Source organism: Priestia endophytica DSM 13796, from assembly GCF_900115845.1.
Classification (GTDB): Bacteria; Bacillota; Bacilli; order Bacillales; family Bacillaceae_H; genus Bacillus_I; species Bacillus_I endophytica.
The window spans coordinates 17,486-31,733 of record NZ_FOXX01000013.1 but is presented as its reverse complement, the minus strand read 5'-3'; the positions used below and the strand labels follow the sequence as shown (position 1 = coordinate 31,733).

Here is a 14,248-nt window from a genome sequence, read left to right as displayed (position 1 = left end):
GAACTCCTTCTTAAGCAGTTCTTAACTTTTTCTTAAATGTGCAGTTTAGGGAGAGAAAGACGAAAAGCTGTGTTTTGCCAGGGAATGCTTTCTACTTCTAATGCTCCTTTATGTTTCTCTGTTAGCTCCTTGGCAATAAAGAGTCCAAGTCCGCTGCCATTTGAACTTTTTCTCGCATAATCACCTTTATAAAGTCGATCAAAAACATATGGAAGCTCTCTAGCTTCAATCCCTTTTCCTTGATCCTGAAATGCTAGCTCATATATTTCTCCTTTATCAGAAAGCGAGATTTTTAGACTCTTACCGTCTCTACCATGATAAAGACTATTTTTAAGTAAATTCGTCATAATACGAGCTATACTAGTTGCGTCAGCATAGACAAAACAAGGTGAGGGAGGAAGCTCAACCGAAAGAGAGACTTTTTCTTTCTCTATTAGAGGAAGAAATTCAATTAGAACTTCTCTTGTCGCTTCGGCTAAATCAAGTTTCTGAAAGGTAAAAGATACTTCATCAGCATCAAGCTTTGCCATATGAAATAAGTCTTCAATAATCTCTTTTAAACGAGAAGACTTGCTTGATAAGATATGTAAATATTTCTGTTTTTCATCTTCTGAACGAAACATATTGTCTTTTAACGCATCAATATAGCCTATAATCGAAGTGAGCGGAGTTCGGATGTCGTGTGAAATACTAGAGAGAAAACGTTTGCGAGCAAGTTGAGAACGAACGCTTTCAGCTTCCATTTCTTCATATTCTTCAATAAGTTTATTAATTAAAAAAGTGGTTTCGTGAAATATAGCATCAGAACCTGTGCGTAGTCGTATTCTTTTATTTCCTTGAACAGCACCTCTTAAAAGTTCTTCTGTTTCTCTTATCTTCTTGATTACATTGAATCGTTGCATAATGAGGAGAAGAGGAAATAGGAACAAAATACTTTTTAGAATGACAGCTAACAAGGAAGCATTTTCGAGAAAAAACAAAGGGAAAACGAGAAAAAGTTGTAATAGTAAGAGAAGGAACGTTTTATCATATCTCATCTTTTTCACCTTGAAATCTGTAGCCAATGCCCCATACTGTTTGAATAAATAGCGGATCAGAAGGGTCTTTTTCAATTTTTTTACGAAGCTTTCGGATGTGAACCATTACTGTATTATCATCCTCGATATATTCCTCTCCCCATCCTTCTTTAAAGAGCTGTGCTTTTGTAAATACACGTTCAGGATGCGATAAAAAGAGTTTTAAAAGTTTCAATTCTTTAGCGGCAAGGGTCACCTCTTTGCCAAATACTCGCACTTTGTACGTTGTAAGATCCATTTCTATATTTTTATATTTCATAACACTACGCTGCTTTATCGTATTATTTCCTAACACAATAAAGCGTCGTAATAAAGCTTTCACACAAGCAACAACTTCATAAATGCTAAACGGTTTTGTAATATAATAATCCGCTCCAAAACTTAATCCCAAGATCTTGTCACTTTCGTGATCTTTGGCTGTAAGCATTAAAATAGGGACATTTGTTTCTTTTCTTAATACTTGGCATACTTCTATTCCATCTTTCTGTGGCATCATAATATCTAGAATTACAAGATGATACGTATGTTGATGGAAAAGAGTTAGCGCTTCTTCTCCATCTCTAGCAATGTCTACCTTATAGCGTTCTCGTTCTAAGTAAGCTTTGATAAGATGACAAATCTCTTCTTCATCATCAGCTACTAAAATACGTATATTCTCCATAAGAGGGCCTCACTTTCATTTATCACAAAATCCTTTTTCTTACATATTATAAAGTTGATTGTGTAGATTAGTAAATAATATAAAAGTTTAGGTGTTTAATAAATTGGGTACATAGTATTTTATACTTATATTAGTTTAAATTAGTTTCAAAAGTAGAATATTTTGTATACAGGATTAAACGAAAATAAGACAATTTTTATCAGTGCGAAAAAAAATAATACTTTTCATTTTCAGATAATTGATTTAAGATAGGTTAAAGAGGAAAGGAGGGAGAAGATGATTCGTAAAAAGCCGTATATATCACTTTGCTTTATTTTTGTTTTCTCCCTATTTATATTTTCTCATCATGCAGTACCTCATCATAGTGGAGATCATTCAGCTACAGCTGTTGTAGATGAAGCACACGTGCATTCTTTAAAAGATATATCGAAAGACGATAAAAAAGCGGTATTGTGGAGCACTGTAGCAGTTACGCTTTTGCTTGCATTTTTATGGCTAACTCAAGCTGTCAAAAATCCGAGCCTTCACAAAGACCGACATTTTCTTTTATCTGTCTTTTATCAATCCTCGTACTTTGACAAAACATCGTTCGCCTCAGAAAAATAAACAAGATTTAAAGGAGGAATTTACGATGATGTTTTGGATTCGTGCACTAATGATTGGATCTTTTTCACTTACAGCACTAAGCTTATTTGCATTTCAAGGGGTAGAGATCTTTCACGCTTTTGTTAACATGTTCGGAAAAGATACAAACATTTAAAAAATAAAAAAGAAGGATTGCTCCTTCTTTTTTTTACTAAGAGCTGAGCTCCATTTCTTGGAGTTCAGTTTCTTTTTGAAGTTTTTTACGATAAACAAAAGCAGAGACATTGATACTAATCTCATATATGAAAAGAAGTGGAATGAGAACAAGAATATCAGAAATAAAATCTGGTGGGGTAAGTAAAATAGATGTAACCGCTATAATGAAATAAGCTCCTTTTCGTGACTTTTTTAAAATGTGTGGTTTTAATAGACCAAAAGATGTTAAAAACAAAACAATAGCCGGAAGCTCAAATAAAATTCCAAATGGAAGAGTTAAACGAATTAAGAAACTAAAATAATTTTGAGAGGTATAAAACTGTATAAAATGAGCCCCTGCTAAATCTTGCATAAATGAAAGAACAATTGGAAACACAACAAAATATCCAAAAGAAATTCCCCCAATGAACAGAAAGAAAAGGGAAGGAATGAAAAGAAGAGCCCCTCGTCGTTCATGAGGTTTTAAAGCAGGGAGTACAAATTTCCATATGTGATAGCCTGCAATCGGAATTGTGAATGCTATCGCACATACAGCTCCAATTTTAAAGTAAATCCACAACACATCAGATGGGCCTAACAAAGCAAGCTTTACGTCCAATCCTTTGACAAGCAAACTATAAATCTGTTCCACAAAAAAAAGCGATAGGGCAAGTAGCGTTAAAAAGCTCCCAATAACATAAAGAAGGCGCTTCCTCACCTCTTCTAGATGCTCAATAATATTTAATTCTTTAGAATCCATACTCCTCTTCCACTCCTTCTCTAAAACTAGGGTTCATTTCTTAATGATAATAAAAGATTATAAAGCTAGTTTTAATACTTTGTGAAAATAAGGAAGGAGAGAAATTTAAGGAAAAAGGCTTGTTTTTTTCTTTATTTTCACATGATTTCTCTTTTTTCTTTGTTTTTATAGAGGAAGATAGGGCTATCTTTCTTTTAAAACTCTCTTCTTTTTTAGAAAATGTTTGTAAATTTGTAAAGAAGAACTCTTAAACAAATCCAAAAAAGCGCAAATTTTCTTATTTATTGTCAAAATCCCTTATTTATATGTAAAAGTTTTTAAAAGACTACATAAGAAAAAAGAAGTTTCTAACAATAAAAATAAAGTACATATGAATAAAAAAAAGAGGTTATTGTACATTTTTGATTTGATAGTCCTATGACAAAAGTTTGAGAATAGTTATTGTTCTTTACATCACTTCATAATCAATTTACAGAAAGTTCTTATAATGAGGGGGCACCCTAATTTAGAAAGGAGAACTTTCGTGGATAAACAAAAGTTAGAAGGAATGATTCAAGAGTTTAGTGAGGAAACAATACAACAAAAAAAAGTAGATCGACGAGCATTTATAGAAGGCGCAGGGAAAATTGCCGGTCTTTCGCTTGGCTTTGTTATTGCCCAGTCTATCGGTGGATTGGATGTTCAAGCGAAAGCAAAAACGATAAAATTTAGTAGCTATCCTTTTACTCTTGGTGTTTGTTCTGGTGATCCTTCTCCACAAGGAATTGTTCTTTGGACAAGGTTAGCTCCTGATCCGTTAAATGGTGGTGGGATGCCAAATGAAGTAGTGAAAGTAGAGTGGGAACTGGCCAAAGATGAACACTTCCAACACATCGTAAAGAAAGGAAGTGCTACAGCTTCTCCAAATCTCGCTCACTCTGTTCATGTAGAAGTAGAAGGATTAAGGTCTAATGCGATTTATTATTATCGATTTAAAAGCGGGAACGAGCTTAGTCCTGTTGGTAAAACAAAAACGTTGCCAAAGAAAAATGAAGAGGTACAAAAGCTTACGTTTGCTTTTGCTTCCTGTCAACAATATGAGCATGGGTATTACACAGCTTATAAACATTTAGCTGAAGAGGAGCTAGACGTTGTTTTTCATTTAGGTGACTACATATATGAATATGGTCCAAACGAGTATGTCTCTGCTTCTGGAAACGTAAGAACTCATAGTGGACCGGAAATTATAACGTTAGCAGATTACCGAAATCGCTATGCTCAGTATCGCTCCGATGCAAACTTAAAAGCTGCACACGCCGCTTTTCCATGGATTGTAACATGGGATGACCATGAAGTTGAAAATAACTATGCAAATAATATTCCTGAAAAAGGACAATCTGTTCAGGATTTCATAAAAAGGCGTGCAGCTGCTTATCAAGCATATTATGAGCATATGCCATTGCGAAAAACATCGCTTCCAAATGGAGGAGATATGAGTTTATACCGGGATTTTTCTTATGGTCAACTTGCTTCATTCAATGTTCTTGATTCAAGACAGTATCGTGATGACCAAGCAAATGGAGATGGGAGCAAGCCACATTCGGAAGAGTCATTGAATCCTAATCGAACAATGCTTGGTAAACAACAAGAGAACTGGCTTTACAAAAACTTAAATAAGTCAAAAGCTCACTGGAACATTCTTGCTCAGCAAGTTTTCTTTGCACAACGGAATTTTGGGGCAAATGGGGCACAACTTTATAGTATGGACTCATGGGACGGCTATCCTGAAGCTCGCAACCGTATTATTGATTTTGTGAAAAAGAAAGGAATGAATAATTTAGTCGTTTTAACAGGAGATGTTCACGCAAGCTGGGCTTCTAATATTAACACAGACTTTAATGATGCATCTTCTTCTCTTGTTGGGGTTGAATTTGTTGGTACATCTATTACTTCAGGTGGAAATGGTGCAGATAAACGAGCAGACACAGACCGCATCTTAGCTCAAAATCCACACATTAAATTTTTTAATGATTATAGAGGCTATGTAAGGTGTACCGTAACTCCTGAAAGTTTTCAAGCTGATTACCGGGTTCTTCCTTTTGTAACAGAACCAAATGCCGATATTTCTACAAGAGCATCTTTTGTGTACCATAAAGATCAAACAGGTTTAAAACAGATCGTAACAAATGCTGTTCCATATGGTTTGAAAAAATCTACTGAAGTAGAGGAAGATCGGACTATAGCACATAGTAAGGCACATACAAAACAGGTAAACAAACTGAAGAAAAAGGTTGAAAATTAACCAAAGGAGGATGGAAAGCTAATGTTAGCTAATATCGGAATTCCGGGACTTGTTTTAATTGTTATTATCGCTCTTATAGTATTTGGACCGTCTAAACTTCCAGAAGTAGGACGAGCCTTTGGAAGAACATTAACAGAATTCAAAAGTGCAACAAAAGGACTTGTTTCAGATGATGAAGAGACAAAGAGTCAGACAACATTAGAAAAAAAGGAAATTAACTAACAATGCTTTATTGAAAAGGTTATCGAAAAAGCGAAAGAAATGATCCATTTCTTTCGCTTTTTTATTCATATTTTTGGAAGAAGAAAGGTTTTCCTTTTCTCCATTCTGCAAATATAACATCTTTATAATCAAAAATGTTATGTTTGGCAAGTTGCTGTTGCAGCCATTCTTCATTAAAACCTGCTTTTGTTAAATTATCGTAAAGGACTTCTCCATCAATAATGAGTGTAACAGGTAAATAAACCGGTTTAAGTTCTAAATGAAGATCTTCAGTGTTTGGAGGAGCATACTGTGATTTTGGAAGTACACTGATTACACCGTTTGTTTCTAAAATAGCAAATTCGACTTCTTCAATAGAGAAAAAACCTTGTTGACGGAGAAGATTCTGAAGCTGATTAATATCAAGCTTACTTTTAGCGAGTGATTTATATTGCAATTGTCCATGATGAATCACAATAACAGGTTCACCTTCAAGAAGCTTTCGCAATTTCTTAACTTTTTGAGTAAGCATTTCTGTTGTAAAAATAAGTATCCCCCACAAAACAAAAGCAAATACAACTTCTTTTATATTTATCTCAGGATCATATACAGCATTTCCGAGCAATTCTCCTAAAATAAGCGATGAAATAAAATCAAAAGGGGTAATTTGTGAAAATTGATTTCTGCCAAGAACTTTCGTAATCGTAAAAAGAACGATAAATCCAAAGAAAATATCGATTGCAATTGCTAGATAGTGATTCATATTATATACCTACACCTACTTTTAATGTGCTTTTCTTATTGTCTTCTAGGAAGTGTTAATCTAAACAAAAAACCTTTTTCTTCTTCTTTGTATGAAGTACATAAAAAGCAGAAGTGTCGCCCATATTAACAAGGAGAAGGGAGGGAGAACAGTGAAAGTGTTGCTTATCATAGGTATGGTATTTTTTGCGCAGCCTGTTTCATCAAATGTGACCCTACAGTATAAAGGTGAACAGATTAAGAATATCGAATGGAAAGAATTTACGGAAGGTGTTCCAGGTTTTCCACTTCTTAATGAAGAAAAATACGAAGAACTTGTAGAAAACATAAAAAATGAAACATATAAACCAGCCATAGACGCCCACATTAACAAATATGGGGAAGTAGTAAAAGAGAAAACAGGTGAGATTTTAAATAAGGAAAAATTCAGGGATCGTTTTCTTACCCAATTTTATGGAAATGATGGAGACACAATTGAAATACCCATGCATACGACATATCCTAAAGTAGATAGTGAACTTTTAGTAAATATTAAGACAAGGTTAATCGGTCAATATGTTACTTATTTTAATACACGAAATGAAGCAAGATCTCATAATATTGATTTAGCAACAGAAGAGCTTAACAATACGGTTGTTTTCCCAAATGAAACCTTTTCTTTCAATAAAACAGTAGGAAAGAGAACAGCAGATAGGGGATATTTGAAAGCACCTGTTATTGTAAAAGGTGAACTAGCCGAGGATATCGGAGGAGGAATTTGTCAAGTTTCTTCAACCCTATTTAATGCAGTGGAGAAAGCGGGAACTGAAATTGTCGAACGCTATTCCCACAGCAAGCGTGTCACATATGTACCTGAAGGAAGAGATGCAACGGTTAGTTGGTATGGTCCCGATTTCCGATTCAAAAATCAGTATAACCAACCTATTCTCATTCGAGCTCATACATATGGATCACAAATGATTGTGAGAATTTACTCCTCAGAAGAGATTAATTATAACCCCAATAAGGTACCTAACCCTTCAAAAGAGCTCCCAAAAGAAAAAAGAACGATAAAACCTCTCTCTTATTAAGATGGGAGGTTTTATCGTTCTTTCACAATTAGAAGTGAAATTCGATATAAAAGATAGACACCAATATAAGCCCCTGAAATAAGTAGAAAGGGATTTAACAAAATGGCATGAATAGTGGTCATAAATACCCGATCTTCTTGAAGAACGTCATGAATTGCTAATGATACAATGTCTCCAAACAGGAGAAGAGCAAGAAAAGCGAACACATTAAAGACAAAATTAAGCATCGTATATTTCTTCTGTAAAATTAGCATGATGAACGGAAAAATCAGGCTTCCTAGAATTAAAATGATTTTCATTTTATTTCCCCTTTTTATAATAAGTTCGTTTTTAGTATAGCCATTTACGTGAAACCTCTATCCTTACTTTTACTAGTTGGAAAACCAACCTTTTATTAGTTTAATTAAACTATGTTCTAAAAGATAAATATAAGACACCTTAGAAAGTCCAAACTTTTTAAAAATAAAGGAATAGAATAAGTAGAAAGCATACCGGAAAAGGAGAAATGTGAATGCTTGATAAATATAGAAAAATACAAATAGACTTTACGGAATTTGATTCTCTTTACATTCCTCTTGATGTTCCAGTTATTTTGGAGATTGATTGGAGAGGAGTCAGCTACGAGTTTCTTATTAAGTTAAAAAGCGGAGAAAAAAATATGCTTGTTTTAGGCTCAGGTGGAGGAGCAAACATGGAAATGCCAAATGGCCCTCCATATTTCCAGCGTCACTCTTGGATGGGTGATTTTAAAGACTCTGTTATTTACTATAATGATCCAACGCTTTATTTAGGAGAACTTCCACTAGGATGGGGACAAGGCACAGCAGAGCGCTTCTATTTAGAAGAAATTGCGCTTATTTTACTTAAACTCTTTAAAAAGCTCCAATATGAAGCAAAAGATGTTGTTTTTTACGGTTCTTCTGGCGGAGGATTTATGTCTATGATTTTAGCAGGGTATATACGAGGATCTAAAGCGCTTGTTAACAATCCTCAAACCTGTTTAACAAGGTGGTTAAAGACTCCTGTGCAGAGCGTATTTAACTTATCATATCAAGGACTGACAAATGAAGAAATTGTCAATAGATTTGGCAATCGAATTAATGTTGTCCAATTTTTTAAATCTAGAAAGTACGTTCCTGAAATTTACTATCTACAAAATGGAGCATGCGAATTTGATGTTACAAATCATCTTATTCCATTTCTTGATGAGCTTCAACATATGGATGAAAAATATGAAGTGAAAAACGTGAAAATTGATTTGTATTATAATAAAAAAATGGGGCATGCAGCTCTTGGAAAACCAGAAACCGTTTTGTATACCCAAAAAATTAGAAAAAACTAAAGCGCTCTTTACTATAAAGAGCGCTTTCTACTATTGAATGATGGTAACCTCGAATCCTGCATTTTTAGCTCTTACAGATAAAGCTTCAGCATTTTCTCGTGAAGAGAAAGCCCCAATTTGAACTTTAAAAAGATTGTCTTCAGAAGCAATAAAACTCGTAAATCCTTTTTCCTTTGCTTCAGAGGATAACAGTTCTGCATTCTCTCGTGAAGAGAAAGCCCCAATTTGGACTTTAAAAAGTGATGCTTGCTGTTTTCGCTGAAGATTAAAAGCACGAGCCAATCCATTTACATGTCCACGGGCGATAGAGGTAATAAAGTTTGCATTTCTCAACTTAGCAGCATCATTGGCATTATCAATAAATCCATTCTCCGTTAAAATAGCAGGCATATTTGTTTCACGCAAAACATGAAAATTTGCTGTTTTCTTACCTCGATTGGCAAAATCCACAGATTTTAAAATCTCTTCATGAATAAGGTTTTGATATGTTGTAGTAGGAGCGCCGATCCCTGGAAAAACATAATCCTCGTATCCTGTTCCGCCTCCTGCATTAACATGGATTGACAAATAGTAATCTGCATTCCAAGCATTCGCAGCATTTGTTCTTGACGTTAAAGAAACGGTTTGATCTCCTGTACGGCTCATAAGAACGTAAACGTCTTCATATTCATTTAGCAGCATATTTCGAACGGAAGAAGCAATTTGCCATGTTAAGTTTTTTTCTAGTAAGCCATTGCTAGCAGCCCCGCTGTCTGTCCCTCCATGGCCAGGATCAATGAAAATTTTCATTATATCATCACCTCTCTCTATTGTATGAAAGAATAAAAGAAAAAGCTTGTATGAATGTCTTAATAATAGGAAAAATATTCATCATATAAAGGGAGAAGGGACATGATAAGAAAAGTTGTGAAGAGAAAAAAGGATAAAAAGAGTACAAAACTTTCTTTTGTTTAGTAATAGAAAAGATATAAAAGCGCTCTAATAGGAATCGAAACTTTTGGTTAAAAAGAATAAAAGTAAGTTTGAAAGAAGAAGAAAAAGGGAAAAGGAAAAGTGAACAAAAGCGAGAAATAGGATTCTCGCTTTTCTCCTTATGTAAAAAACGGCTTACAAGAAGAGTCAATGTTGCTTGCTAGCTTCTCTTTTACAGCTGGCCACTCTTTATCAATAATACTGTAAAATACAGAATTACGATAAGAACCATCTTTACGAATCATATGATTACGCAAAATCCCTTCTTTGACGCCGCCAATTTTTTCAATTGCCTTTTGAGAACGGATATTACGTTCATCTGTTTTAAATTGAACACGACCAATATCCAATGTTTCAAAACAGTACTTTAAGAGCAAATATTTTGTTTCTTTGTTGCAGTTTGTGCCCCATACAGAGGGAGAGAACCATGTCCAGCCGATTTCTAGGCTTCGGTTTTTCTCTGATATATTTAGAAATCGAGTTGTGCCCACTACTTTATTTGTTTCCCTTTCTAAAATAACAAAAGGAAACTCTATCTTCTTTTGTTTTTGAGATAATGCTTCTTGCACAAAATTTTGCATACTCTCTGCCTTTTCAAGATTATTTGGAAGATGCGTCCAAATTTTATTTTCTTGTGCAATACAGTGTAATTCCTTCCAATGTTCTAAAACCATTGGCAACTAGTGTAATATACGTTCCTTTCCATTTCTCCTGTAAAATATTCATACCATTCGTCTCCTTTTTCTTCAGTATAATAAGAAATAAAAAGGAGAGAGGGAATATTTGTAAGAAAGGATAAAAAAATTACTTTTAGACAGCTGCTTTCATAATCGCATAAATATGATTTGCCGCTTGATCAAGGTTTCGGTACTCTCTAGGAGGTCCTGTTGTTATATACGCAACTTGAAAAACGTCTTTTCGTTTAGAATAACAAACTGACAAAATTTGCATATTTGACAAAGATAGTGTTTTAGTGACATAAGCTTCAGAGAAGGGGGGGACTGTTAATTCAAAAAGCATTTTTTTAATTTCTAACAATGTCATGTTCTCCACGTGCCCCTTTCAAATTATGAGGGGATAGAACAGATTTGTCCCTAATAATTTAGTTTTAAAGATAGTACTTATAAAGCTAGATGGCTTCCTTAATCACAAGTTCATCTCTCATAAACGTAAGGGTATGTATCTTTCCTACAGTATACAGGATATATCAGGTAACTAAAAGGGGATTAGTAATTTCTTTACAATAAAGAAAGACTACCCGAATGACGGGTAGTCTATAGCCAAAACTATTCAATTGCTAATGGAGATTAGCGTTGTGATCCTGATAATTGTTGTTGAGCAGAAGCAACAAGACGTTTTGTGATCTCGCCTCCTACTGAACCATTAGAACGAGCTGTAGTATCAGCGCCTAATTGAACGCCAAACTCAGAAGCGATTTCGTATTTCATTTGGTCGATAGCTTGTTCAGCACCTGAAACGACTAATTTATTACGGTTTGCCATGTGTATCACCTCCTTGTAAGTGTAGAATGTGTTTTTTTTATAGCTCTCATACAATGTAATTTTTTCCAATAAAAGTGCCTTTCACAGAATGTGAAAGGCTCCTGTTATATTATGACCAAGGTTGGTCTGTTCCAATAGCTTGAGCAAGTGCTTGGCTATGCTTGCGTCGGTTTTTTCGTTCCTCTGCTCGTTGTTTTGCTGTATTGTGAAGCATAATTTCCTCATCTGATTGAGGAATAACGCGTGGCACTCTTTTCGGTTTTCTGTTTTCGTCCAGAGCTACAAATGTTAAGAAAGAAGTAGCCGCAAGACGACGTTCACCTGTTTTTAATGTTTCAGCAATAATTTTTACGAACACTTCCATAGAAGATGTTCCAACCCATGTTACGTAAGATTCTAAGCAGACGGAATGCTCAGGTCTTATAGGTGACAAGAAATCAACGGAATCTGTTGAAGCTGTCACAGTTTCGCCTCGTGAATGGCGAGCAGCTGAAATCGAGGCAACATCATCAATATAGCTCATCAATTTTCCCCCGAAAAGCGTGTTATGGTTGTTCGTGTCTAAAGGAAATACGCGACTAGTTCGAACCACTAAAGATTCTTTACAATATTTTTCTGTTTGTTCATTCATGTTAGTTTTCTCCTCGTTTAAAAATGCATCTTTTATAAGTTTTCCACCTTATTTTTTTATTTAAACAAAAACAAGGTAGTTTGTCTTGTTGTTTGTCATGAGATAGACCATAAAAAAACCTCTCATAAGAGGAGAGGTTTTTTAAGAAGTTACTTTGTTCTTTTTGATTTGCTTGCTTCGAAGCTGACCACACGCTGCATCAATATCTGTTCCTTGCTCAGCGCGCACACCACAGTTAATGCCATGTTCCATGAGCGTTCCATAAAATTCAACAATAGCTTCTTTTGTGCTTCGTTGATATTGGTTATGCTCATCAACTGGGTTATAAGGAATAAGGTTAACGTAAGAAAGGTGACGTTTATTTTTTAATAGCTTTGCAAGCTGAATAGCTTCTTCCTTATGATCATTCACATCGTGCAATAGGATGTATTCAAATGTGATGCGTCGATTTGTTTTTTCTAAATAGTAGTCAATGGCAGGCATTAACTTTTCAAGCGGGTATGCTTTGTTAATCTTCATAATGCGTGTACGAAGATCGTTGTTTGGTGCATGCAGTGAAACAGCTAAGTTAATCTGAATATTTTCATCTGCAAACTCACGAATTTTATGAGCAAGACCACTTGTTGATACAGTAATATGACGTGCACCAATAGAAAGTCCCTTTTGATCATTAATAACGCGGAAGAAATCCATCATATTGTCATAGTTATCAAATGGTTCTCCAATTCCCATAACAACGATATGACTAACGCGCTCATCTTTGCCTTGTGCATCAAGATGGTGCTGAACGTTCATAATTTGCTCGACGATTTCACCGCTTGAAAGGTCACGGTTTTTCTTAAGAAGTCCGCTTGCACAGAACGTACAGCCGATGTTACAGCCAACTTGTGTTGTTACACAGACAGAAAGGCCGTAGTTGAATCGCATCAGTACTGTTTCGATTAAGTTTCCATCTTGTAATTTAAAGAGGAACTTAATTGTACCGTCTTTTGACTCCTGTTTTACGGCTTGTTCAAGTGTTTGAATAACAAAATGTTGATCAAGTAAGTCAATACAGTCTTTATTTAAATTTTTCATCTCTGAAAAATCTGTGACACGCTTTTTATAAAGCCAATCCCAAATTTGCGCAGCTCGGAACTTTTTTTGACCGTTCTCTACAAGCCACGAAGTTAATCCATCTAATGTTAATCCATATATGGAAGTTTTATTCATTTCCAACCCTCATTTCGAAACTTTACCTTTACTCACTTTAATATCTTACTGAAAAGTAGGGGGCAGAAGCAACCTATTTATTCATAAAAAGAAAAGGTTTATATAAATAGTGTACCAAAAAGAGAAGATGGAATGCTAGTTATGAATGATTTCCTAGAATTATCAAGACAATAAATCATCTATCATCTCTACGTTTAGCAGGCTCTTCAGGGATTAAAATAAGACCGATAATAAGCAACAGACCACCAATAATGCCAAAGTAACTTCCGTATTCTGTAATATGACGAATAAAATAAGACATAAAAATAAGAACAAGACCTAAAATAGCAAGAAAGACACCGTGAATATTTTGAATAAACATATGCAACCTCCATTTTTTACCTTATTTTCATTTTACCGCTTTTGTTAAGTACCTGAAAGAGGTAAGGCTTGTAGTTAAGGTAAAGTTAAGGATAGGAGGCTTTAAAAATAATATTGAAGAAATTCTGGAACGTTTTGAAACCATTTATTCCAAAAAGGAAGTGATTCAAAATAAGACGGATCAACGTGTTTGGATTTTTCTATATCTTTTTTTAAGCTGTTTTTCATTTTTTGTATAAATTGTTTATCATAAATAATACAATTTGATTCATCATTTAAAAAGAAACTGCGTGAGTCTCCGTTTGCTGTTCCGATATCCATAAATTCTTCATCTTTTATAAGTACTTTCCCATGAAAGAAGCCGTGATTATAAACATAAACATCAGCACCTTTATCTACAAGCATTTTTAATTTTTGATAAGAGGGAGGGCGTGCGAAAAGGCGTGTATCCGTTTTCTCCGGACCGAGAATTGTGACGTGAACTCCTCGTTTTAGTGCTTGTTCAAGCTCATCCATAATAGAACGAGGAGGGAGAAAATAAGGTGTAGCAACGAAAAGGAATGAATTCGCTTCTTTTATCCATTTTTTCATCCAATTTTCTAGCACTGAACCAGAAGTAAATAAAAAACGATAAGAAA

At 34.7% G+C, this 14,248-nt stretch carries 19 protein-coding genes; 6 read left to right on the top strand and 13 right to left on the bottom strand.

Annotated features, from left to right (window positions below; genetic code table 11):
• Positions 1–32: 32 nt before the first annotated feature.
• Together BM012_RS19915 and BM012_RS19910 are read right to left on the bottom strand one after the other, a co-directional pair.
• Positions 33–1,037, bottom strand: a complete 1,005-nt coding sequence (locus BM012_RS19915) for a sensor histidine kinase (protein ID WP_061802584.1) — start codon at positions 1,035–1,037, stop codon at positions 33–35.
• Complete coding sequence (locus BM012_RS19910; protein ID WP_061802585.1) at positions 1,027–1,737, bottom strand: response regulator transcription factor; 711 nt, start codon at positions 1,735–1,737, stop codon at positions 1,027–1,029. The genes BM012_RS19915 and BM012_RS19910 overlap by 11 nt, the downstream gene beginning before the upstream one ends.
• A 276-nt stretch (positions 1,738–2,013) precedes the next feature.
• Here BM012_RS19910 and BM012_RS19905 point away from each other — a divergent pair, with 276 nt between their 5' ends.
• A complete protein-coding gene (locus BM012_RS19905) occupies positions 2,014–2,343 on the top strand; it encodes a hypothetical protein (RefSeq protein WP_061802586.1) in 330 nt (109 codons plus the stop codon).
• A gap of 25 nt (positions 2,344–2,368) precedes the next feature.
• On the top strand, positions 2,369–2,497 hold the full coding sequence (locus tag BM012_RS27115; RefSeq protein ID WP_260393133.1) for a hypothetical protein: 129 nt from the start codon (positions 2,369–2,371) through the stop codon (positions 2,495–2,497).
• A 36-nt stretch (positions 2,498–2,533) separates the two neighbouring features.
• On the opposite strand, the gene tatC is transcribed toward BM012_RS27115, so the two are convergent.
• A complete protein-coding gene (gene tatC / locus BM012_RS19900) occupies positions 2,534–3,277 on the bottom strand; it encodes a twin-arginine translocase subunit TatC (RefSeq protein ID WP_061802587.1) in 744 nt (247 codons plus the stop codon).
• A gap of 547 nt (positions 3,278–3,824) precedes the next feature.
• Here tatC and BM012_RS19895 point away from each other — a divergent pair.
• Positions 3,825–5,558 carry an alkaline phosphatase D family protein gene (locus BM012_RS19895; RefSeq protein ID WP_139210401.1) on the top strand — a complete coding sequence of 578 codons (1,734 nt, stop codon included), beginning with the start codon at positions 3,825–3,827 and terminating at the stop codon, positions 5,556–5,558.
• 21 nt (positions 5,559–5,579) lie between these two features.
• The gene (locus BM012_RS19890; RefSeq protein ID WP_061802589.1) at positions 5,580–5,780 is read left to right on the top strand and encodes a twin-arginine translocase TatA/TatE family subunit; all 201 of its coding nucleotides are present in this window, start codon (positions 5,580–5,582) and stop codon (positions 5,778–5,780) included.
• Positions 5,781–5,841: 61 nt separating this feature from the next.
• Here BM012_RS19890 and BM012_RS19885 read toward each other — a convergent pair whose 3' ends face one another.
• Complete coding sequence (locus tag BM012_RS19885; RefSeq protein WP_061802590.1) at positions 5,842–6,522, bottom strand: YetF domain-containing protein; 681 nt, start codon at positions 6,520–6,522, stop codon at positions 5,842–5,844.
• 151 nt (positions 6,523–6,673) lie between these two features.
• On the opposite strand from BM012_RS19885, the gene BM012_RS19880 reads away from it, so the two are divergent.
• Positions 6,674–7,591 carry a VanW family protein gene (locus tag BM012_RS19880; protein ID WP_061802591.1) on the top strand — a complete coding sequence of 306 codons (918 nt, stop codon included), beginning with the start codon at positions 6,674–6,676 and terminating at the stop codon, positions 7,589–7,591.
• 11 nt (positions 7,592–7,602) lie between these two features.
• Here the strand turns inward: BM012_RS19880 and BM012_RS19875 are convergent, their stop codons facing one another.
• Complete coding sequence (locus tag BM012_RS19875) at positions 7,603–7,890, bottom strand: hypothetical protein (protein WP_061802592.1); 288 nt, start codon at positions 7,888–7,890, stop codon at positions 7,603–7,605.
• A 212-nt stretch (positions 7,891–8,102) separates the two neighbouring features.
• Here BM012_RS19875 and BM012_RS19870 point away from each other — a divergent pair, with 212 nt between their 5' ends.
• Complete coding sequence (locus BM012_RS19870; RefSeq protein WP_061802593.1) at positions 8,103–8,933, top strand: hypothetical protein; 831 nt, start codon at positions 8,103–8,105, stop codon at positions 8,931–8,933.
• Between the two features lie 30 nt (positions 8,934–8,963).
• Here BM012_RS19870 and BM012_RS19865 read toward each other — a convergent pair whose 3' ends face one another.
• The 8 genes from BM012_RS19865 to BM012_RS25955 form a co-directional block, all read right to left on the bottom strand.
• Positions 8,964–9,725 (bottom strand): N-acetylmuramoyl-L-alanine amidase, encoded by a 762-nt coding sequence (locus tag BM012_RS19865; protein WP_061802594.1) that lies wholly within the window; start codon positions 9,723–9,725, stop codon positions 8,964–8,966.
• Between the two features lie 299 nt (positions 9,726–10,024).
• Complete coding sequence (locus BM012_RS19860) at positions 10,025–10,528, bottom strand: GNAT family N-acetyltransferase (RefSeq protein WP_235862814.1); 504 nt, start codon at positions 10,526–10,528, stop codon at positions 10,025–10,027.
• A gap of 187 nt (positions 10,529–10,715) precedes the next feature.
• Positions 10,716–10,943, bottom strand: coding sequence for a hypothetical protein (locus BM012_RS19855; RefSeq protein WP_139210393.1), 228 nt, complete (start codon positions 10,941–10,943; stop codon positions 10,716–10,718).
• Between the two features lie 269 nt (positions 10,944–11,212).
• Positions 11,213–11,407 (bottom strand): alpha/beta-type small acid-soluble spore protein, encoded by a 195-nt coding sequence (locus BM012_RS19850; RefSeq protein ID WP_061802597.1) that lies wholly within the window; start codon positions 11,405–11,407, stop codon positions 11,213–11,215.
• Between the two features lie 109 nt (positions 11,408–11,516).
• Positions 11,517–12,038 carry an acyl-CoA thioesterase gene (locus BM012_RS19845; RefSeq protein WP_061802598.1) on the bottom strand — a complete coding sequence of 174 codons (522 nt, stop codon included), beginning with the start codon at positions 12,036–12,038 and terminating at the stop codon, positions 11,517–11,519.
• A gap of 141 nt (positions 12,039–12,179) precedes the next feature.
• On the bottom strand, positions 12,180–13,250 hold the full coding sequence (gene rlmN / locus BM012_RS19840; RefSeq protein ID WP_061802599.1) for a dual-specificity RNA methyltransferase RlmN: 1,071 nt from the start codon (positions 13,248–13,250) through the stop codon (positions 12,180–12,182).
• Between the two features lie 175 nt (positions 13,251–13,425).
• On the bottom strand, positions 13,426–13,611 hold the full coding sequence (locus BM012_RS19835) for a hypothetical protein (RefSeq protein WP_061802600.1): 186 nt from the start codon (positions 13,609–13,611) through the stop codon (positions 13,426–13,428).
• Between the two features lie 101 nt (positions 13,612–13,712).
• Positions 13,713–14,201 carry a phospholipase D-like domain-containing protein gene (locus BM012_RS25955; protein WP_139210390.1) on the bottom strand — a complete coding sequence of 163 codons (489 nt, stop codon included), beginning with the start codon at positions 14,199–14,201 and terminating at the stop codon, positions 13,713–13,715.
• Positions 14,202–14,248 lie beyond the last annotated feature (47 nt).